Origin of the sequence: Sphingobium sp. Ant17, assembly GCF_000588875.1 — a bacterium.
Classification (GTDB): domain Bacteria; phylum Pseudomonadota; class Alphaproteobacteria; order Sphingomonadales; family Sphingomonadaceae; genus Sphingobium.
This window is the reverse complement of the sequence record NZ_JEMV01000029.1, coordinates 1-21,015: the sequence shown is the minus strand read 5'-3', so window position 1 is coordinate 21,015 and position 21,015 is coordinate 1. Positions and strand designations below refer to the sequence as shown.

20 protein-coding genes and 1 pseudogene are annotated in these 21,015 nt (G+C 64.0%); 15 read left to right on the top strand and 6 right to left on the bottom strand.

Going from position 1 to position 21,015, the window contains the following annotated elements:
* The first annotated feature begins 304 nt into the window (after positions 1-304).
* From BF95_RS13890 to mauA, 5 genes and pseudogenes are all read left to right on the top strand, one after another.
* Entirely contained in the window at positions 305-958 is a 654-nt protein-coding gene (locus BF95_RS13890) for a TetR/AcrR family transcriptional regulator (RefSeq protein ID WP_043152029.1), read from the top strand.
* Between the two features lie 167 nt (positions 959-1,125).
* Entirely contained in the window at positions 1,126-2,304 is a 1,179-nt protein-coding gene (locus BF95_RS13885) for an amine dehydrogenase large subunit (protein ID WP_043152009.1), read from the top strand.
* Positions 2,305-2,306: 2 nt separating this feature from the next.
* Positions 2,307-2,837 carry a MauE/DoxX family redox-associated membrane protein gene (locus tag BF95_RS13880; RefSeq protein WP_043152007.1) on the top strand — a complete coding sequence of 177 codons (531 nt, stop codon included), beginning with the start codon at positions 2,307-2,309 and terminating at the stop codon, positions 2,835-2,837.
* A 6-nt stretch (positions 2,838-2,843) separates the two neighbouring features.
* Positions 2,844-3,470, top strand: a complete 627-nt coding sequence (locus BF95_RS13875) for a methylamine utilization protein MauD (RefSeq protein WP_043152006.1) — start codon at positions 2,844-2,846, stop codon at positions 3,468-3,470.
* A pseudogene (mauA, locus tag BF95_RS13870) lies at positions 3,467-4,011 on the top strand (methylamine dehydrogenase (amicyanin) small subunit). The gene BF95_RS13875 and the pseudogene mauA overlap by 4 nt, the downstream one beginning before the upstream one ends.
* 3 nt (positions 4,012-4,014) lie before the next feature.
* Here mauA and BF95_RS29250 read toward each other — a convergent pair.
* Entirely contained in the window at positions 4,015-4,248 is a 234-nt protein-coding gene (locus BF95_RS29250; RefSeq protein WP_235209752.1) for a hypothetical protein, read from the bottom strand.
* An 84-nt stretch (positions 4,249-4,332) separates the two neighbouring features.
* Here BF95_RS29250 and BF95_RS29245 point away from each other — a divergent pair, with 84 nt between their 5' ends.
* On the top strand, positions 4,333-4,530 hold the full coding sequence (locus BF95_RS29245; RefSeq protein ID WP_235209751.1) for a hypothetical protein: 198 nt from the start codon (positions 4,333-4,335) through the stop codon (positions 4,528-4,530).
* A gap of 69 nt (positions 4,531-4,599) precedes the next feature.
* Here BF95_RS29245 and BF95_RS13860 read toward each other — a convergent pair whose 3' ends face one another.
* Positions 4,600-7,323, bottom strand: a complete 2,724-nt coding sequence (locus tag BF95_RS13860; RefSeq protein WP_051520022.1) for a TonB-dependent receptor — start codon at positions 7,321-7,323, stop codon at positions 4,600-4,602.
* A 370-nt stretch (positions 7,324-7,693) separates the two neighbouring features.
* Between BF95_RS13860 and BF95_RS13855 the strand changes: the two genes are divergently transcribed.
* Positions 7,694-9,730 (top strand): tetratricopeptide repeat-containing sulfotransferase family protein, encoded by a 2,037-nt coding sequence (locus BF95_RS13855; RefSeq protein ID WP_043152005.1) that lies wholly within the window; start codon positions 7,694-7,696, stop codon positions 9,728-9,730.
* On the opposite strand, the gene BF95_RS13850 is transcribed toward BF95_RS13855, so the two are convergent.
* A complete protein-coding gene (locus tag BF95_RS13850) occupies positions 9,725-10,114 on the bottom strand; it encodes an ArsR/SmtB family transcription factor (RefSeq protein ID WP_043152003.1) in 390 nt (129 codons plus the stop codon). The genes BF95_RS13855 and BF95_RS13850 overlap by 6 nt on opposite strands.
* Positions 10,111-10,734, bottom strand: coding sequence for a peroxiredoxin (locus BF95_RS13845; protein ID WP_043152002.1), 624 nt, complete (start codon positions 10,732-10,734; stop codon positions 10,111-10,113). Before BF95_RS13845 ends, BF95_RS13850 begins: the two co-directional genes overlap by 4 nt.
* Before the next feature lie 102 nt (positions 10,735-10,836).
* On the opposite strand from BF95_RS13845, the gene BF95_RS13840 reads away from it, so the two are divergent.
* The 8 genes from BF95_RS13840 to BF95_RS31070 all read left to right on the top strand — a co-directional run bounded on the left by BF95_RS13840 (position 10,837) and on the right by BF95_RS31070 (position 17,561).
* A complete protein-coding gene (locus tag BF95_RS13840; protein ID WP_043152027.1) occupies positions 10,837-11,754 on the top strand; it encodes an MBL fold metallo-hydrolase in 918 nt (305 codons plus the stop codon).
* A complete protein-coding gene (locus BF95_RS13835; RefSeq protein WP_043152001.1) occupies positions 11,751-12,188 on the top strand; it encodes a YeeE/YedE family protein in 438 nt (145 codons plus the stop codon). Before BF95_RS13840 ends, BF95_RS13835 begins: the two co-directional genes overlap by 4 nt.
* A complete protein-coding gene (locus tag BF95_RS13830) occupies positions 12,188-12,598 on the top strand; it encodes a DUF6691 family protein (protein ID WP_200866967.1) in 411 nt (136 codons plus the stop codon). Before BF95_RS13835 ends, BF95_RS13830 begins: the two co-directional genes overlap by 1 nt.
* Positions 12,599-12,626: 28 nt before the next feature.
* Positions 12,627-14,207, top strand: coding sequence for a bifunctional protein tyrosine phosphatase family protein/NAD(P)/FAD-dependent oxidoreductase (locus tag BF95_RS13825; protein ID WP_043151999.1), 1,581 nt, complete (start codon positions 12,627-12,629; stop codon positions 14,205-14,207).
* The gene (locus BF95_RS13820) at positions 14,204-14,995 is read left to right on the top strand and encodes a sulfite exporter TauE/SafE family protein (RefSeq protein ID WP_043151998.1); all 792 of its coding nucleotides are present in this window, start codon (positions 14,204-14,206) and stop codon (positions 14,993-14,995) included. The genes BF95_RS13825 and BF95_RS13820 overlap by 4 nt, the downstream gene beginning before the upstream one ends.
* Before the next feature lie 63 nt (positions 14,996-15,058).
* A complete protein-coding gene (locus tag BF95_RS13815; protein ID WP_043151997.1) occupies positions 15,059-16,462 on the top strand; it encodes a cytochrome ubiquinol oxidase subunit I in 1,404 nt (467 codons plus the stop codon).
* The gene (cydB, locus tag BF95_RS13810; RefSeq protein WP_043151996.1) at positions 16,459-17,457 is read left to right on the top strand and encodes a cytochrome d ubiquinol oxidase subunit II; all 999 of its coding nucleotides are present in this window, start codon (positions 16,459-16,461) and stop codon (positions 17,455-17,457) included. Before BF95_RS13815 ends, cydB begins: the two co-directional genes overlap by 4 nt.
* The gene (locus tag BF95_RS31070) at positions 17,457-17,561 is read left to right on the top strand and encodes a DUF2474 family protein (RefSeq protein ID WP_152542727.1); all 105 of its coding nucleotides are present in this window, start codon (positions 17,457-17,459) and stop codon (positions 17,559-17,561) included. Before cydB ends, BF95_RS31070 begins: the two co-directional genes overlap by 1 nt.
* Here the strand turns inward: BF95_RS31070 and cobA are convergent.
* Positions 17,535-18,365 (bottom strand): uroporphyrinogen-III C-methyltransferase, encoded by an 831-nt coding sequence (gene cobA / locus BF95_RS13805; protein WP_043151995.1) that lies wholly within the window; start codon positions 18,363-18,365, stop codon positions 17,535-17,537. The genes BF95_RS31070 and cobA overlap by 27 nt on opposite strands.
* Positions 18,352-20,961: a nitrate reductase gene (locus BF95_RS13800; RefSeq protein WP_043151994.1), complete on the bottom strand. Its 2,610-nt coding sequence runs from the start codon at positions 20,959-20,961 to the stop codon at positions 18,352-18,354. The genes cobA and BF95_RS13800 overlap by 14 nt, the downstream gene beginning before the upstream one ends.
* Positions 20,962-21,015 lie beyond the last annotated feature (54 nt).

The window sequence follows — 21,015 nt, the reverse complement described above, 5'->3', positions numbered from 1 at the left end:
GCGCCGAGCGGCGTCGCCGACCAGTCAGTTGCGCGGACAAGCGCGCCCGTCATCCCGCCGCCCGACAGGAAGTGCATGTCCTGTCCGCAGTCCGTCGTGGCAGCGCTATCATTCATAATCTGGGCGATCCGTTGGTCTTCTCAATCATCTGATCTTTGCGAACCGATGCGAGCGGCGACGGTTCCGTCCCTGCCTCTAAAGGCACTGTTTTTTCCAGCATCTTTCAGCCATTTGCGTCGGCATGGCGGCAAAAGGTGGCGGCGTTTTCAAAGCGATGGTAAGACGGGGGAAGGCAGACACAGATATGATACTCGCTCCCCCCCGGCCCGGCATCTATGTCCGTGGCACAGAAACGGTCGATCAAATCCTCAAGGCCGCGCTCGACGTGCTGATCGACGAGGGGGCAGACGCCTTCACCTTGCGCCGGATCGCCGCCCGGTGCGACATGAAGGTCGGCAATGTCAGCTATCATTTCCCGCGCAAGGAAATGCTGATCCAGGTCATGCTCGACGATCTGGTCGACTCCTATGGCGCGGCACTCGACCAGACAGTGCGCAAGCCAGGCCTGACCGCCGAAGAGCGGCTAAAACGAATCATCCTCCTGTGCCTCGACGATATTCAGACCAAGCGTACCACCCATTTGTTCACCGAATTATGGGCGCTGGCCAATCATAGCGAATTCGTCGCCGATCGCGTCCGCGCCTTTTATCAGCGCGTACATGGCGCGATCGGCGAATATGTCGCCCAACTCAATCCCGCTCTGTCCCCCGACGACGTGCATAGCGTGGCCCTGTTCATCAGCGCGTCGATGGAAGGATCGACGCCGTTCCTGGGGCATAATAAGCCCTGGGCGGGCAAGATGCCTGCTTTCACCGCGCTTGCCGCTACGTCATTCATACACCTCGCCAAGACGGTGACATCGCGCGATATTGCAGGATTGGTCGCCGAACCGGCGTGATCTCGGTGGTGCGCGCGCTTTGTTGCGGTGCAGAAATAAATTCGCCAATGACCCCGTTAAGCGCTTGACCGATCCCGGACATCTGTCCAGACTTTGATCCAGCGCTGGGGGGCTTGGACAGCATGAGTCCGCAGGTCCGCTCGCCGCACACAGGGGGATCAGGCCAGATGTCGAGGACCGCCACCAGGGCAATATTCGCTGCCACCGCGCTATGTTGGACGCTGTTCGCGACCGCCGCACAGGCAGCGCCCGCCGCCGAGACCGACGCCGTGCCGGAAGCGGAAACGTCCGACGTGATGACCATCCCGCCGCCCAAGCCGACCTGGTTCTTCGTCGATGGCGGATGGGACATGGCAGGCACGAGCATCTTCGACGGGGAAACCGGCAAGATGAAGGGCATGGTCGAAACCCGACGCCTGGCCGACTTCGCGATCGATCCATTCGGCAAATATTATTATGTCTCCGAAACCATCTGGTCGAAGGGGGATCGCGGCACGCGGCAGGATATGGTGTCGGTCTATGACAGCCAGACGCTGAACCTCGTCACCGAAATCCCCCTGCCCGGCCGCATCCTGATCGGCTCGCGCAAGAATAATTTCATCATCAGCGACGATGGCAAGACGGCCTATATCTATGATTTCAGCCCTGCCTCCGGGGTCAATATCGTCGACCTGGCAAAGCGCAAATTCGTGACGGCGATCGAACTGCCGGGTTGCGCCAGCCTGATGCCCAATCCCGGCGTCGGCTTTTCCGCGCTCTGTTCGGACGGGTCGCTCGCCACGGTGGCGATCAAGGGGACCAAGGCGGATATCACCCATAGCGCGCCGTTCTTTTCGGCCACGGACGATCCGATCTTCGACAATTTCACCTATGACAAGCGCAAGAAGGAAACGACCTTCCTCACTTATACCGGCCAGATCTTCCAGGCGAAGCTGGGCGCGACCCCGACCATTGCTGCGCCCTTTTCGATCCAGGCGGCAGCGGGCATTCGCCCCGGCGAAACCAAGCCGCTGGAACTCAACTGGTATCCGGGTGGAAGGCAGCCGATGGCGCTGCATCGGCCGTCGGGCCATTTGTTCGTGCTGATGCATATGGGGGAATATTGGACGCACAAGGCATCGGGCACCGAAGTGTGGGAGGTCGATCTCGCCACGCAAAAGGTCGTCAAGCGCCGCGCGCTCAAGGAGCCGATGAACAATATCGAGGTGTCGCAGACCGACCAGCCGCTGCTGTTCATGAATGGCGAGGAGGCCAGCGCCATCGTCATCGACCTTGCGACCGGGGAAGAAAAGCATAAGATCGAACGGGCCGGTGGCAGCACCATCACGGTCGCGGACCCATCCTGACCATGGAACTGGGCCTCGCGATCATCGGCCTTGCGGCGTCGATCGGCATTGGCCTGATCCTGCTGCTGTCCGGCGTTGAAAAGCTGCGGCACCGCGCGATGCTACCGGGCGTGATCGCCAATTATCGGCTGCTGCCCCCGGCTTTGGTCGCACCCGCCGCGCTGCTGCTGCCGGTTGCGGAACTGCTGATCGGGTGTGCGCTGGTCCTGGGCTTCACCTCCCTCCCCGTCGTGCTCGCCATGGCCTTGCTCGCTCTGTTCGCGCTGGCGATGGCGATCAACATCACGCGGGGGCGCAGCCATATCGATTGCGGGTGCGGGCGGTCGCAACTGCGCCATTCGATCGGCTGGCCGCTGGTCGCGCGCAATCTCGTGCTGGCGTTCCTGCTCGCGCCGCGCCTGTGGCCTGCGCCGACCCTGTCCGCCATCGACATCGGCACCGCCATTGCGGGCGGTCTCGCCATCGCACTTGCCTATCCACTCTATACCGCCATCGGGGCTTTGATCGCGTCGCCCGCCGCCTACCGGAGATAAGCATCCATGCTGACATCGCTCATCATCTCGCAAATCCTGTCCTGGGTCGTGATCCTGGGGCTTGGCGTGGCGCTGCTCGCCCTCGCGCGGCAGGTGGGCGTGCTGCATATTCGCGTAGCCCCCGCAGGTGCGCTGACCACCAGCGGCGGCCCGGCGGTGGGCGACGCCACGATCAAGATCGAGGCGCGGTCGATCGACGGCGTGCCGGTGACGGTCGGCGGTCATGCCCATGACGTGCCGTTGCGGCTGCTGATGTTCGTGTCGGCGCAATGCCCGCTTTGCAAGGCCGTCATTCCGATGGCCAAATCCTTTGCCCGCGACGAGCGTGTCACGCTGACCTTCGTCGGCGATGACGATGCCGCCGTGCAGCGCGCCATGATCGCGCAGCACGGGCTGGAATCCTATATGTTCGTCAACGGCCCCGATGTCGGTCAGGCGTTCGGCGTCGCCAAGCTCCCCTTTGCGGTGCTGCTCGATGCCGAGGGCACGATCCTGTCCAAGGGGCTGGTCAATAGCCGCGAGCATCTGGAAAGCCTGGTCGTCGCGCATGAAATGGGGATCAAGACGGTGCAGGATTATATCGGATCGTTGAAGGCACAGGCGCCTGAACGGCCAAAGGGGGCAGTGACATGAAGAGGTTCAACGCCGACGCCATGGGCGAAAAACTGCTGCGGCGGCTCGCCGGGGGCAGCTCGCGCCGCTCCATGCTCTCGCGCCTGGGGGCGGCGCTGGTGGCCGCGCCCGTTTTCCCGCTCTTGCCCGTCAGCCGCGCGGAGGCAGCCAAGCCCGATCGGTCGCCCGAAGCCAAGACCGGCTTTGCCCGCAACGCGCAGACCAAGGACGATACGAAGTGCGACTATTGGCGTTATTGCGCCATCGATGGCGCGCTCTGCACCTGTTGCGGCGGCGGGCTGCATAGCTGCCCGCCCGGCGCTGAACCGTCGCCCGTGTCCTGGGTCGGCACCTGCATCAACCCGGACGATGGCAAGCCTATCTGATCGCTTATCGCGACTGTTGCGGCAAACCCGCCTGCGGCCAGTGCGGCTGCGACAATACCGACCGCGAAACCCAGCTTTACATGCCGCAGCTCAACAATGACGTCATCTGGTGCTTTGGCACCAGCAGCATGGAATATCATTGTTCGACGGCGGTGATGGTGGGCGCGGCCAGCTGAGGGCTAGGATTTGCGCAGGCTTTTGACGGGATCGCTTTTGCTGCTCGGTGTGGTCGGCATCGGCCGCGCCGCGCTGCCGCCGATGGGGCCGTTGCCCGACGCGATCACGACCCGGATCTGGCGCGCTCCGACTATGCCGAACATTGCGGCGGTTGCCATGGGATTCAGGGCAGCGCGGCCCCGGCGCAACTGCCCGAACTGCGCGGCCGGGTCGGCTGGTTCCTCTGTACGCCGCAATCGCGCGCCTACCTCATCCGCCTGCCCAACATTGCGCACAGCCGCATTACCGATAATCAGCAGCTGGCCGACCTCGTCAATTTCATGGTGTTTGGCCTCGGCGGTCCCAGCGTGCCCGCCGGGGCCAAGCCATTCTCGGCGCAAGAGGTCGCGCGTGAGCGGAAATTCGCCCTCTCTTCCGCCTCGCTCAAGGCCGAGCGCGCCCGCTATGTCGAAGTCGCGATCAAGCAATGCGGCGCGCCCAGCGCCATGCGCCTGCTCTATCCCGGCCAGAAGCGCTAAGACATTCCGCCAAAAATACTGCCGCCGGATCGCTGACCCGGCGGCATTGTCATGCGATGATAAGGCCCGTCAGAATTTCTGCCCGAAGCGCATGCCGAAAAATTGCGGCTTGATCGTAAAGGTCCGCGCCGAGCCGGAACAGAAGTCGATCGAGCAGAAGGTGTTCTTCGTCAGTTCCCCGCGCTTGTCGAAGGCATTCTGGATGAACAGGGTCAGGCTCCAGCTATCCTTCTTGATGCCCCCTGAAAAATCGAAGCTGACAAAGCCCTTGGTATTGCCGAGCAGCGCATTGCTGGCGACGTTCAGATCCTGCGTCGCGCCGGTCTGATAGAGCGCTGCGCCCTGAATATAGGCGGCATAATCGCCCATATAGGTGTCGTAGCGGATTGACGTCGTGCCCTTGAATTTGGGCTGACGCGGCAGGCGCGTGCCATCGGCAGCGGCGACCTGGGGCGTGGGAGGATCGGAGTCCGGCACGAACTCGCCCAATGTGCAGGTCGATAATTGGGATATGCTTGCCGTGTCGCGATCCAGCGCGAAATTGCAAAAATTGCCCTTCAGCTTGCCATCATTATAGGCACCGGAGGTCGAGATCGTTACCTTGCCAAGCTTCAGATCCGCATCATATTCGACGCCCTTGACCACCGCCTTGCCCGCATTGCCGGTCATGCCGGCCCCCTGCGCACCGGACACGACGACGCCATATTGGATATTATTCCATTTTTCATAATAGACGGCGGCATTGAAACGGAACATGTTGTTCCACGTTGTCTTGACGCCCAGTTCGAAATTGGTGAGCGTTTCGGACTTGAACGGGGCGACGTCCACCGGACCGAAGTTACGAATACGCAAGGGCCGGTTGAAGCCGCCGGGGCGGAAGCCCGTCGAGTAATTGGCATAGACCATCTTGTCCGGCTGAAATTGCCAGTCGAGCGCCACCTTATGCGTCTCGCCATCCTCTTTGTAGCGCCCGGTCTGGTCGTCCGCGCGGAAATTGGTGTTGAGGCATTGCAGGCGCTCTGCCGGGAGCGGCGTCGGGCAGCCCATTTCGCCTGTTGGAACATAGATGGAGGTGATGGTATTCGCCGCCGACCCCGCCACGCCCGCAAAGCCCTTGACCGCATAATCGGTCCAGAAATAGCGGATGCCACCGGTGATCTTGAGCGTCGGGGTGATGTTGTAATGCCCCTCGGCGAAGATCGCCGTATCATTATAGACCTGGTTTTGCTCAACGAAATAGAAGGCGTCCCCCTTGACCGCCTGCGTGCCCAAAATCATCGTGCCCAATGGATTGCCATTGGCATTGATAACATTGCTCGTATCGAAGAAGGGATTGCCGTCTTCGTCATAATCGATCCCGTACATGCCCGGCACACCGATCAGCCCACCCGGCACATCGCCGCCACCGGTTTGGGTGTAGCCGGTGATCGTATCCAGTCCGCGGATCGCGTAAGAGGTGTTGGTCTCGTTCTTCTGCCGCTGGTAGAAGGCGCCGATCGTCACATCGATCGGCCATTCCTTGGGTGTCGTTATCCGCAATTCCTGCGTGAACTTGTTGCGGTGCGTGTCCGCATGATAATATTGCGTCGGTCGATCAGCGAACATTGCTGCGCCGCGCCCGACCCGGTGCAATTGTCGAAAAAACTGCAGATAGCTCTCATAGCCTGCGCCAAAGCCATCATAGGTGACGGTATAATAGGTATAATCGTTGAGCGTCCGGGTCCGGCGTTTGAAATAGCCCGTCGCTGAAACAATGTCCCAGTCGCCGATATGACCATGGATGCTCAGCGCCGCCTGATACCAGCGGTCATCGTTGCGGGTCTTGTCATAATCATGGACTTCCAGGTCGCCGACGCGCGGGTCGAAACCGAAATAGCCATTGGCGACCTGCTTTTGCGCCGTGATTTCCGGCGTGATCGCCCAGCCATCGACCGGCTCCCACAGCAGTTGCAGGCGACCGCCAAATTCCTTGATCGTGTTATAATCATCCTTGGCGATGTCTGAATTGTCGAGATTGAAGAAGGTCGCCGGATTATTGTCGCCCAGCGTATAGACCGCCGGCGCGCCATTATTGAGCAGGCCGTTATTGGGTGTATTGTCGATATAGCCGCCATCGCGGCGATAATAGCCCATGGCGCGCACCGCCATCGTATCGCTCAGCGGCACGTTGATGTAGGATTCCAGCTGCCCGCCAAAATCGCCCTTGCCATATTTATTGGCTTCGACGTCATAGCCGAATTCGAATTTGTCGAGCTTGGGCTTGTTGGTGATCAGGCGTATGGTGCCCGCCAGTGACCCCGCGCCATAAAGCGTGCCCTGCGGCCCCGCCAGCGCCTCGACCCGTTCCAGATCATAGGCATGAATATCGGGCACTTGCGTGCCAGTTATCGGGATATCATCGAGATAATAGCCGACCGACGCATAGGCACCGCCCGCAGGCACGATGCCGCGGAAAAACGCGGTATTGCGGCCCGGCCCGATGCCTTCGAAGGATACGGAGGGCAACAGGGCGGCGAAATCGCTCAAGCCCTTCACCTGGCGCTCCGCCAGCGTCTCGGCACCCAGCGCCAGCATGGAAATCGGCACTTTCTGGATGCTCTGCGCGCTGCGTGTCGCGGTCACGACGATTTCGCTCAGACCCGATGATGGATCGGCGGCATCGGCGCCAGCGGCTTGTGCCGGTGCTTCCATCTGGGCAAAGGCTGGCGCGGCAAGCGCCAATTGCGTCAGGCATGTGGTCGCCCCAAGCGCGCACAGCATGCGCACCCGTCGCGAGCCCAATATGATGGCCATGATAGTCCCCCCTTATATGCGTTGCGTCCCCGCCTCTCCCATTCCAGCGCCCGGCAACCGGGTCTCAACCTTGATTAAGCATCACGCACGCACGCCTTCGCCGCGCCGAAGACACGCAAAAAAMCCCCTGCCCGAAAGACGCATCTTTCAGGGTCGCGGCCGACTATCGACCGCGCCGAACAAGCCTTATTTTATGAAACAGTTCGCTCACGCAGCAATTCGAACGACTGTCCTAAATTGGATACTGCCATCCAGACGGGCGCTGTCAAGCGGGTGAAATCGTCTTTTTTGAACTTTTATGACGCACCCACTCGACGGCGCGTTGCAATCGGCATAGCATTTTGTGCAATCGCACAATTTTCGGGGTGCTATGGGAAACGGGTCTGCCGCTGCCGCAACGGGCACCATCGAATCCGCGCTGACACAGCTTGCTGATTTGGTCGAGACGCGTCCCGATCTCGCGCTGACGCAGGCGCAAGCCCTCCTCGCCCGAACCGGCGGCCTGCCGCAGGCGGAACTGCTCGCCTGCCAGGCGTTGCGGCGGCTGGACCGCCCCGAAGACGCCCTGCCCCGCCTCGCCGCCCTTGGTCGCCTGTATCCGCGCATCCCGGCCGTGCTATGGGAATTGGCCCAGGCCGCCGATGCGGCGGGCGACACCGTCCAGGCCATCGCCGCGCTGGAAGCGCTGACCCGGCAACAGCCATCGGTCGCGGGCGGCTGGTTCCTGCTGGCCCGGCTGTTGCGCACGGTGGGCCGCGAGACGGATGCCTGGCGCGCCGACCTGTCGGGCATCCACGCTTCGTCGCGCGATCGCGATCTGTTGGAAGCCGCGATCGCGATGAACGAAGCCCGGTTGGACGAAGCCGAAGCGATCCTGACGTCCAGGCTCGACCGCCTGCCCGATGACGCCGCCGCCAGTCGCCTGCTGGGCGAAGTCTGCTGGCGGCGCGGCGACATGAGCCGGGCGCTGGCGCTGGTAGAGCGCGCCGTCACGCTGGCCCCCGGCTTCGACCTAGCGCGCGACTTCCTGATCCGGCTGCTGCTCCAGAATAACCGCTTGCCCGAAGCGCTCGCGCATGCCGAGATATTGGGTGCGTCCCCACTCAAAAATCCCGGCTATGCCCTGATCAAGGCGTCGGTCCTTGTGCGGCTGGGCGATCAGGATGGCGCGCGGGCCATTTACGAACGCCTGCTCGCGGAGCAGCCCGACCAGCCGCAGGTGTGGCAGAATCTCGGCCATGCCTTGAAGACGCTGGGCAAACAGGCCGATGCCGTCCACGCCTATCGCAAGGCGGTTCGCTATCGCCCGACCATGGGCGAAGCCTGGTGGAGCCTCGCCAACCTCAAGACCGTCAAGTTCGATGCGCAGGACATTGCAGCGATGGAACAGGCGCTTGCATCCTTGAAACCCGACGTGGCGGACGGGCAGGAGGACTTGTTCCACCTCCATTTCTCGCTCGGCAAGGCGTTCGAAGATGCGGCCGATTATGCCGCCGCCTTCCGCCATTATGACGCGGGCAATCGCCTGCGCCGCACGATGGTGCGCCATGATGCCGACGAATTTTCCGCCGAAGTGCGCGCCACGGCCCAGACCTTCACCGCGTCCTTCATCGCCGCACGCGGCGCAGGCGGTTGCCCCGCACCCGACCCGATCTTCATCGTCGGCCTGCCCCGTTCCGGCTCCACGCTGATCGAGCAGATCCTCTCCTGCCACAGCCAAGTCGAAGGCACGATGGAACTGCCCGACATGATGGTCATCGCCAGCCGCCTGCAATCGCGGGTGGATGACGGCGAATTTCCCGACTTCGCCGCCATGGTCGCCGCGCTGACGCCTGCCGACCGGCTGCGCCTGGGTGAGGAGTATATCGACGGCACGCGCGTCCATCGCCATAGCGCCAAGCCGCATTTCATCGACAAAATGCCCAATAATTGGCAGCATGTCGGCCTGATCCACCTCATCCTGCCCAACGCGAAGATCATCGACGCGCGCCGCCATCCGATGGGGTGCTGCCTGTCGGGCTGGAAGCAGCATTTCGCGCGGGGCCAGGCCTTCACTTATGATCTGACCGACATCGGCCGCTATTATCGCGACTATGTGGCGCTGATGGCGGCTTATGACGCGGCCGCGCCGGGGCGCGTGCATCGCCTGATCTACGAACAGATGGTTGCCGATATGCCGGGTGAGGTCGATCGGCTGCTGGCCTATCTGTGCCTGCCGTTCGAAGCACAATGCCTGGACTTCTGGCGCAGCGACCGCGCGGTGCGGACCGCCAGTTCCGAACAGGTGCGCCAGCCCATCTATGCCGATGGCGTCGATCATTGGCGGCGGTTCGAACCCTGGCTTGGCCCCTTGGCCGATGCGCTGGGGCCGCTGGTCACGACCTATCGCGCGCCGCAGCCGCTATAGAATCCGCGCGAATCCTGCGACACCCTGGGTGGGGGTGCTCGGTTCCAGCACTTGCAACGGCACAGGGACCAGCGCCTCGGCGGTGCCGACGCCTCCGAACATCGCCTCGATCGTGCGCACGCACAGGGCGACGCCATCGTCGGCGAGCCTATACCACACCTGCTTGGCTTCCTTGCGATTCTGGACCAGGTCGGCGCGGCGCAATTCGGCCAATTGCTGGCTGAGCGCTGGCTGGCCGATGCCGGTGATCTCGGCGATCTCGCCCACATTGCGTTCGCCGCGCAACAGGCAGGACAGGATCATCAACCGTTGCGGCTGGGCGAACACCTTGATCTTTTCAGCCGCCGTCGCCGCGGCATCGCGATCGCCATAGAGGGCGCTCATGCGGATGGCTCGAACCGACAGAACCAGTCGGGCGCCGCATCGGTCCCGTCGGCGGCGGGCAGCAGCAGCGGCTGACCTTCCGTCCAGCCCTCAGGCGTCAGGCTGCTTGCCCCATCCACACGCTGTAGCGCGCGCAACAAGCGCAGCATCTCGTCCACCGAGCGACCGACATTATGCGGATAGCAGGTGGTTGCGCGAATAACGCCTTGGGGATCGATGAAGAAGGTCGAGCGCATCGCCATGCTATCGACGGCGGCGTCATCGATCATGCCATAAGCGCGCCCGATCGCCATGCTGGGGTCTTCGATGATCGGAAAGTCGATCGCCACACCGAACAAGTCGCGCAGCGCGCGAACCCAGGCGATATGGGCGTAAAGGCTGTCCACCGACAAGCCGACCAGCTTGCAATCGAGCGCATCGAAATCCGCCTGCCGCCGTGCCAGCGCGGCAAACTCTGTGCTGCATACCGGCGTGAAATCGGCGGGGTGCGAAAAGAAGATCACCCATTGGCCACGCAGGGCCGACAGTTGAAAATCGCCCTTGGTCGATCGGGCGCGGAAATCGGGGGCCATGTCGCCGATACGGACCGGGGGGCGACCATCTATCATAGCTTCGTTCATCGCTGCGTTCCTGCAATCCTGGCGCGGTCGAGGCAACCCCTTGACGACCTCCGATTATACATATACATGGTTCATGTAAATATGAAACTTAAGGAGAGTCGCATGTCCGACCCCATATTGACCAAGGCCCAGGCGCAAATCCTCGCCGCTCGTGACGGCGTGCCCGTGATCAAGGCTTTCTTCGATCCGCCGACCTTCACCGTGACCTATGTCGTGCATGATGCGCAGACGCGCCGCGCCGCCGTGATCGACAGCGTGATGACCTATGACCCCGCCTCCGGCCGCACGAATGTCGAGTCCGCCGATCCGGTGATCGCCTATGTCGAGGCCGAAGGACTGACCGTCGATTGGCATCTGGAAACCCATGCCCATGCCGATCATCTCTCGGCCGCCCCCTATCTCCAGCAGAAGCTGGGCGGGAAGATCGCGATCGGCGCGCATATCTGCGAAGTGCAGCATATGTTCGGCAAGCTGTTCAACGTCGGCGCGGAATTCCCGCGTGACGGATCGGACTTCGACCATTTGTGGGCCGATGGCGACAGTTTCGCGATCGGCAGCCTGTCGGTCACGGTGCTGCATGTGCCGGGCCATACTCCGGCCTGCGTCGCCTATGTGATCGGCGATGCGGTGTTCGTGGGCGATACCATGTTCATGCCCGATTATGGCACCGCCCGCGCCGATTTCCCCGGCGGCGACGCGCGCACCTTGTTCCGGTCGATGCGCCGGTTGCTGGAACTGCCGCCCGAAACCCGGCTCTTCCTGTGTCACGACTATTTGCCCGAAGGCCGCGACCATTATGTCTGGGAAACGACCGTGGCGGAAGAGCGCCGGGCCAATATCCACGCCCATGACGGCATAACCGAAGACGAATTCGTCGCCATGCGTGAGGCGCGCGACGCCACGCTGGCCATGCCGCGCCTGATCCTGCCCTCGGTTCAGGTCAATATGCGCGCGGGCCATCTGCCGGTCGCAGAGGATAATGGCGTTGCCTATCTCAAGATCCCGGTGAACCAGCTATGATCCCGGGCTTTCCCGATGCTCAGCCGGTGGCGGGCCTCATCGGCGGGCTGATGATCGGCGTGGCGGCGGCGATCATGCTGCTCGGCCTCGGCCGGATCGCGGGCGTCAGCGGCCTTGCGGCAAGGGCCGTGGGCTTCACGCAGGGCGGTGCGCCGCGCAGCGTCGCCATCGCCTTCATCCTTGGCCTGCCATTGGGTGCGCTGGTCGTGGCGCTGCTGTCGGGCGGCGTCCCGGCCAGCTATCCCGCGCCCGGCCTGCTGATCGTCGCGGGCCTGATCGTCGGCTATGGCACGCGCCTGGGGTCAGGCTGCACCAGCGGCCATGGCGTATGTGGCGTGTCGCGCCTGTCGCGCCGCTCGCTCACCGCCACCGCTTTGTTCATGGGCAGCGGTTTTGCCACCGTGGCGATCCTGCGTTTGGCGGGACTTTTGTGATGCGGATCATCCTGGCTCTATTGTCCGGTTCGCTGTTCGGCGCGGGCCTTGCCCTGTCGGGCATGGCCGATCCGATGCGGGTGCGCGCCTTCCTCGACCTGTTGGGACCATGGGATCCGACGCTGGCCTTCGTCATGGGCGGCGCGATGATCCCGATGGCGCTTGCCTGGCTGGTGCAGAAGCGGATCGAGCGCCCCATCGCCGATCAGCAGTTCAACCTGCCCGAAACCCGCAGGATCGACGGCAAGCTCGCGCTCGGCGCGATCCTGTTCGGCATCGGCTGGGGCATAGGCGGCCTGTGCCCCGGCCCCGCCCTCGCCAGCCTGGCGCTTGCCCCGGCGGCGGTCGCTCCGTTCGTGCTGGCCATGCTGGGCGGCATGGCGCTGCACCGCGTCACGTCAAGACCATAACCGGCACGCCGGACCAAGGAGGTTCATCATGGATATCAAGCGGCTTTCCCCAACCTTCGGCACTGCCCCGCAACTGACGCCGCACGATGTCGAACAGGCCGCGCGCGAGGGCTTTCGCGCGATCATCTGCAACCGCCCCGATGGCGAGGAGGATGGCCAACCGACCGCTGCGGACATCGGTGCCGTCGCCAGAGCCGCTGGCCTCGCCTTCGCGCATATCCCGGTGACCCCCGGCGCGATGACCGACGCCGATGCCCAGGCGATGCGCCACGCGCTCGATACGCTCCCCGGCCCGGTGCTGGGCTATTGCCGGTCAGGCGCGCGCGCCGAAAAGCTGGCGGCGATGGCGGACGCGCTGGTCACCGGACATGACGCCGCCCCTTATGATATCCTGATCATCGGCGGCGGCAGCGCCGGGATCGCTACCGCCGCCAGCATCCTCAAGCGCCGCCGGGGCATCCGCCTCGCCATCATCGAACCAAGTGACGATCATTATTATCAGCCCGGCTGGACGATGGTGGGCGCGGGCGTGTTCGACAGCGGCTTTACCCGGCGCAGCGAGGCGCACCTGATTCCGACCGGGGCCACCTGGATCAAAGGATCGGCCAGTAGTTTCCTGCCCGATGACAAACAGGTGCGGCTCGATGACGGGCGGCGGATCGGCTATGGCGTGTTGATCGTCTGCCCCGGCATCAAGCTCGACTGGAACGCCATACCGGGCCTTGTCGATGCGCTCGGCCATGATGGCGTCACGTCCAATTATCGCTACGATCTGGCCCCCTATACCCATCGCCTGGCCAAGGCGTTCAAAGGCGGACGCGCGCTGTTCACCCAGCCGCCAATGCCGATCAAATGCGCGGGCGCGCCGCAAAAGGCGATGTATCTGTCCTGCCACCGCTGGGAAAAGGCCGGGGTGCTGGCGCAGACCGATGTGCAGTTCCACACTGCCGGGCCAGTCTTGTTCGGGGTCGCCGCCTATGTTCCGGCGCTGATGGACTATGTCGATCGCTACGGCATTCACCTCAACTTCGGGTCGAAGCTGGTGGAGATTGATGGCCCGGCCAAGACCGCCATTTTCGAGCAAGCGGACGGCGATGGCGTCAGGCGCGTGGCGGAACGCTATGACATGATCCATGTCGTCCCCCCGCAGGTCGCGCCCGATTTCATCCGCAACAGTATGCTCGCCACGCCCTCCGGTTTCGTCGCTGTCGACGAGGCGACTTTGCGCCATCCACGCTACCCCGATATTTTCGCGCTGGGCGATGCCTGTTCTGCGTCCAATGCCAAGACCGCCGCTGCCGCGCGCAAGCAGGCGCCTGTCGTCGCGGTGAACGCGCTGGCCGCGCTTGATGGCCATCCCCCGGTCGCCGCCTATGACGGCTATGGCAGTTGCCCGCTGACCGTCGAGGCCGGCAAGATCGTGCTGGCCGAATTCGGCTATGGCGGCAAATTAATGCCCAGCTTCCCCAACTGGCTGATCGACGGCACCCGCCCGTCGCGCCTGTCCTGGCTGCTCAAGGACACGATCCTGCCGCCGGTCTATTGGCATGGAATGCTCAAGGGGCGCGAGTGGATGGTAAAGCCCGAGCCCATCGGGTCGCAGTCATGATGGACCTGACCCAATATCTGCTCGGCGGCCTGTCGGGCAGCCTGGTCGGCTTCGTGCTGGGCCTGGTCGGCGGTGGCGGGTCCATTCTGGCCGTGCCGTTGATGGTCTATCTGGTCGGCGTGCCCAACCCCCATGTCGCTATCGGCACCAGCGCGCTCGCGGTCGCCATCAATGCCGCGACGGGCCTCGCCAGCCATGCTCGTGCCCATCATGTCAAATGGCGCTGCGGCGGCATCTATGCCGCGGCGGGCATCGTCGGCGCGCTCGCCGGATCGACCTTTGGCAAGATGGTGGATGGTGAAAAATTGCTGGCCCTGTTCGCGCTGGTCATGCTGCTGGTCGGCGTGCTGATGCTCAAGGGGCGCGGCGATGCGGGCAATCCGGGCGCGGAATGCAATCGCGAAAAAGCGCCCAAGGTGGTGGGCTATGGCCTTGGGTCGGGCTTGTTTTCCGGCTTTTTCGGCATCGGCGGCGGCTTCCTAATCGTGCCGGGATTGGTCGCTTCAACCGGCATGCCGATGCTGATGGCGGTGGGCACCTCGCTCGTCGCCGTCACGGCGTTCGGCCTCACCACGGCCGCCAACTATGCCTTTTCCGGGCTGATCGACTGGCCGCTCGCCGCCGTGTTCGTGGCGGGCGGGGTCGTCGGCGGCATCGGCGGCACGCGGCTCGCTGAACGGCTGGGAGCCAAGACCGGGCGGCTGACCACCGTCTTTGCGGTCCTGATCTTCGTCGTTGCCCTCTACATGCTCTGGCGCAGCGCCGCTGCCTTCCTGCCCGGCCTCTGACAATCTGACCTATCTCTTTATCCCTGCCCATCTGGTATAAGATCGGGCGAAAGGACATGCCCCATGTTCGACTCCTTAGACGCCCTGATCCTCGCCCGCGCACAATTCGCTTTCACGATCAGCTTCCATTTCCTCTTCCCGGCCTTTTCGATCGGCCTCGCCAGTTTCCTGATGGTGCTGGAGGGGCTGTGGCTCGCCACCGGCAAGGGCGTCTATGCCAATCTCTTCCGCTACTGGCTCAAAATCTTCGCCGTCGTCTTTGCCATGGGCGTCGTGTCGGGCATCGTCATGTCCTATCAGTTCGGCACCAACTGGTCGGTCTTCTCCGACAAGGCGGGGCCGGTCATCGGGCCGCTCATGGCCTATGAAGTGCTGACCGCCTTCTTCCTGGAAGCCGGGTTCCTGGGCGTCATGCTGTTCGGCATCAACAAGGTCGGGCGCAAGTTGCACTTCACCGCCACCTGCGCGGTCGCCATCGGCACCTTCATCTCCGCCTTCTGGATCCTGTCGGTCAATAGCTGGATGCAGACGCCGACCGGCTATGAGATCGGCGCGAACGGCCAGTTCCTGCCCGGCCCCAGCTGGTTGGCGATCATCTTCAACCCGAGCTTCCCCTATCGCCTGGTCCACACGGTATTGGCCGCCTATCTGACCACCGCCTTTGCGGTCGGCGGCGTCGGTGCCTGGCATCTGCTCAAGGACCGGACCAACCCCGGCGCACGCACCATGTTCTCCATGGCGATGTGGATGGCGGCGATCGTCGCACCGATCCAGATTTTCGCAGGCGACATGCACGGCCTCAACACGCTTGAGCATCAGCCAGCCAAGGTGATGGCGATGGAAGGCCATTATGACAGCCATCCGGATGGCGCGCCGCTCATCCTGTTCGGCATCCCCGACAGCGCCAACAAGCGGGTCGATTATGCTGTGTCCATTCCCAAGGCGTCGTCGCTGATCCTCAAGCATGACCTCAATGCGCCGATGAAGGGCCTCGACACCGTTCCGCAAGCGGACCAGCCGCCGGTCGGGATCGTTTTCTGGGCATTTCGCGTCATGGTCGGCATCGGCTTTGCGATGCTGGGGCTGGGCCTGTGGAGCCTGATCGCGCGCTGGCGCGGCAAACTGCATGACTGGCCATGGCTGCATCGCGCCGCGCTGGTGATGGGGCCATCCGGATTCGTCGCTGTGCTGGCAGGGTGGATCGTGACCGAGGTCGGGCGGCAGCCCTTCACCGTCTATGGCCTGCTGCGCACTGCGCAAAGCGCCTCGCCACTGGATGCGCCCGCCGTCGCCGCGTCGCTGCTCGCCTTCGTCATCGTCTATTTCAGCGTCTTCGGCATGGGCATCTGGTATCTGCTGCACCTGATGAAGAAGCCGCCCGAAGCGCATGAAAGCATGCTGGATGGCGCGCCGATCCGCACCGCAGGCATCACGCCTGCACCCGCTATCGAAGGAGGCGACGCATGATCGACCTGACCGTCATCTGGGCCGCCATCATCGGCTTTGCGATCATCGCCTATGTCGTGATGGACGGGTTCGACCTCGGCATCGGCCTGCTCTTCCCTCTGTTCAAGGTGGGCAAGGATCGCGACACCGCGATGAACAGCATCGCGCCGGTATGGGATGGCAATGAAACCTGGCTGGTGCTGGGCGGCGGTGGCCTGCTTGCGGCCTTTCCGCTGGCCTATGCCATCATCCTGCCCGCCCTTTATGCCCCGCTGATCGCGATGCTGCTCGGCCTCGTGCTGCGCGGCGTCGCGTTCGAGTTTCGCTGGCGCGATCCGGCGCATCGCGCCTGGTGGGACCGCGCCTTCACCGGCGGGTCCGCCGTCGCGACTTTTGCGCAAGGGATTGCATTGGGTGCCTTGCTGCAGGGGATCAGCGTCGAAGGCCGCGCTTATTCGGGCGGCTGGTGGGAATGGCTCTCACCCTTCTCGCTACTCACCGGCTTTGGGCTGATGGTCGGCTATGCGCTGCTCGGTGCGTGCTGGCTCAACTGGAAGACCGAGGGCGGCCTACAGCGCCAGGCGGTGACCTATGCCGGGCGGCTGGGCATTGCACTGCTGATCCTGATCGCCGCGGTCAGCCTCGCCACGCTGACGCTGGAGGGCAGCTATCAAAGCCGCTGGCTCGCTTGGCCGGGCGTTCTCGCTACCGCGCAGGTGCCGCTGGCGACGGTCATCGTCACCGCGCTCTTCTACCGCAGCCTGTCCCAGCGCAAGGATGCCCAACCCTTCCTCTGGGCACTCGCCCTGTTTGGCCTGTGCCTGCTCGGCCTTGGCATTTCGATCTGGCCCTATGTCATCCCGGAACGCGTCACCATCTGGGAAGCGGCCGCCCCCTATCGCAGCCAACTCTTCATGCTGGTGGGCGGCGCGGTACTGGTCCCGATCATCCTCGCCTATACCGCCTGGGCCTATTGGGTGTTCCGGGGCAAGGTCGGCAGCGATGGCTATCATTGATGCGTAAACAGCTAAGCCAAATCGGCTGGTTCATCGGTATCTGGGCCGCGAGCATCGCGGCCCTTGGGCTGCTGTCCTTAGGCTTGCGCCACTGGTTGCTCTGACCCTGCGACCAGGCCGCGCTCCAGCGCGCAAGAGCGTGGCGGGCTCTGAAGATCGGCCTGAGACTTCGCGCTGGCGACCGCCTCGCCGATCAATAGCAGGGTCGGGTCTTCATCGCTGATCGTCTGAACCAGGAAGGCCAGCATGGACAGCCTGCCCCGGATCAGCCTTTCGTTCGGCAGCGAGACATTGACCGCCACCATCACCGGCGTTTCCGGGTCGCGCCCCGCCGCGATCAGGTTGCGGGCAATCTCGCCTGCCGCCGCCCGGCCCATATAGATGCCGATCGTCCCGCCCGGTTGCGCCAGCGCGTCCCAGTCCAGCTTCAACGCTTCCCCCGCCTTCCAATGCGCCGTCACCAGCGTCAGCCCGCGTGCCTTGCCGCGCAGGGTAAGCGAAGCATGGCCGCTCGCCGCCGCCGCGCTGGCCGTCGTGATACCGGGGCAGATCCGTACCCGTACGCCACCTTCGCCCAGATGCGCCATCTCTTCCGCCGACCGGCCGAAGATCGACGGATCGCCCCCTTTCAGCCGCACGACACGCTTGCCTGCGCGGGCTGCGGCCAGCAGCAGGTCGTTGATGCTCTCCTGCTGTTTGCTGTGCCGCCCGGATCGTTTGCCCACGCTCACCCGCTCGACCCCAGCGGGGATAAGGTCCAACACGCCCGGCCCGACCAGCGCATCGTAGAAGACGATGCCCGCCGCGCCGATCAGCTTTTCCGCCTTGCGCGTCAGCAAATCCGGGTCGCCCGGCCCCGCGCCCACCAGCCAGACCTCACCCGGCGCGATCAGGTCATTCGGCTGCATGCAACGTCTCCTGCGAAGTCTGGACGAGAATATTGGCGAGTGCGGGACGGCATGACCCGCAATTGGTCCCCGCGCCGATCGCCGTGCCGATGGCGGACACATCGACCAACTGCTGGTCACGGATCGCCGCGACGATCTGGTTGAGGCCGATGTCGAAGCAGACGCACACCACCGCGCCCTTGTCGGGCTGGCTGCCCGGCCCTCGCGCAGCCAGCACGGACGCGCCCACGGCCTCGACCGCGAGTTGCCCGATCAGCCAGTCGCGCGTCGGTAAAAGGCCACTGCGGGTGATGATCAGCACGCCCGCGAGTTTCCCCTCGCGGATGATCGCCACGCGGCGGGTGCCACGCGTCTGGTCGATCGCCTCGACCCTTTCGCCTTTGGGCAGGCAGGCTTCCAGCCGCGCCGGATCGCCATTGCCCGCCACTTCATAGAGCGCGCCACCCGGTACGGTGATCCGCGTCGCCCACAGGCACGGCACGCGCACCGACTCGGCCCCGCGCAGGATGAGAAAGCCTTTCCACTCGGTCGCGATCCTCTCGACCCGGACAGGGGTGGACTTGAAACCCGGCTGCCCCGAATGGGGATCGACCAGCGGGCGCGGCAACAGGCCGGTGCGGCCCCCGGTCGATTGCTGGTCGGTCCAGTGGATCGGTGTGAACACTTCACCGGGGCGCTGCCCGCCGCTGATCCGCGCGCGGAACAGGCTCTCGCCCTGCGCCGTCGACACCCGCGCGAGATCGCCATCGGCAATACCTAGAGCGGTCGCGTCGCGCGGATGCAACTCGACCAAAGGCTCCTCGCGATGCCGCGCCAGTTTCGGCGACAGGCCCGTGCGCGTCATCGTATGCCATTGATCGCGATAGCGGCCGGTGTTCAATGTCATCGGCCAGTCGCGCAGCGGTCCTTGCAACGCCATCTGCGTCACCGGCACCAGCCGCGCCTTGCCATCGGGTGTTGGAAACCGCCCGTCTGCAAAAGGCATGCCGCCCCAGCGGAACGGCGCCAACGCCTCATAGGCCTCATTGCCGATCGTCGCCTGCGCACGCAAATTGAGTAGCCGCGCCCCATCATTCTGATAGGCGGTCAGTCGCGCATGTTCGCGCCAGATGTCGGCGGGCCGATCATAGGCGAAGGCATTGCGCCACCCCATCCGCCGCGCAACCTGCGTGACGATCCACCAGTCCGGTTTCGTTTCGCCGGGCAGCGGGAGCAGCGCCCGCTGGCGGCTGATCGTGCGGTCGCTATTGGTGACGGTCCCGTCCTTCTCGCCCCAGGCAGCGGCGGGCAACCGCACATGAGCATGGACGGCGGTATCGGTGGTCGCCATCACGTCCGACACGACCACGAACGGGCAGGCTTCCAGCGCCGCGCGCACACGCCCCGCATCGGGCATCGAGACAGCGGGATTGGTGGCCATCACCCACAGCGCCTTGATCCGTCCTTCGTCGATCGCGCGGAACAGGTCGACAGCCTTCAGCCCCGGCTTGGTCGCCACGTTCGGCGCGGCCCAGAAACGCCCGACCCGCGCGACATTGTCGGGCGCGAAATCCATATGCGCCGCCAGCGTCGTCGCCAGCCCGCCAACCTCGCGCCCGCCCATGGCATTGGGCTGGCCCGTGATCGAAAATGGCGCGGCACCGGGCTTGCCGATGCGGCCGGTGGCGAGGTGGACGTTGATGATCGCATTCACCTGATCCGTACCCCGGATCGACTGGTTGATCCCCTGGCTGAACAGCGTAACCGTGCGCGGGGTCGCGGCGAACATCTCGTAAAATTGCTGCAATTCGGTGGGCGGCAGGTCGCACGCCTTCGCCGTGGTCCACAGGTCATGGCCAGTACGGATCGCCTCCCAGAAGCCATCGGGCGCAGCAACGCTATCGCGCAGAAAGTCCGCATCCAGCAATCCGGCCTGATCCATCCAGGCGAGCAACCCGTTCATCAGCGCCACGTCGCTGCCGGGCTTGAGCGGCAGATGCAGGTCCGCCCCTTCGCAGCTTTCGGTGCGGCGCGGATCGATCACGACCAACTTCGTGCCGCGCGTGGCCCGCGTCGCCTGTATCCGCTGATAGACGATCGGATGGCACCAGGCGGTGTTGGACCCAACGAGCACGATCAGGTCCGCCTCATCCAGATCGTCATAGCTGGCTGGCACGACATCCTCGCCGAACGCGCGCATGTGCCCCGCCACCGCGCTCGACATGCACAGGCGGCTGTTGGTGTCGATATTGGCCGACCCGATAAAGCCCTTCATCAACTTGTTGGCGACATAATAATCTTCGGTCAGCAACTGGCCGGAGACGTAGAAGGCGACGCTGTCCGGCCCGTGCTTGGCGATCGTCTCGCGAAAGCGCTTCGCCACTAAGTCGAGCGCCTTGTCCCAGCTGGCTCGCTTGTCGCCGATCATCGGATGGAGCAACCGCCCTTCCAGCCCGACCGTCTCACCCAGATGCGTACCCTTGGAACAGAGCTTGCCGCCATTGGCCGGATGCGCCGCATCCCCCGCAATCGTTACGGCACGCGGCCCGGTCGGCGTCGCGGAGATACCGCAACCGACACCGCAATAGGCGCAGGTCGTGCGGATGGATGCCGACATTATAACCCCTCCCTTCCAAGGGAGGGGTTGGGGGTGGGTGCGTGCCCCAAGCAT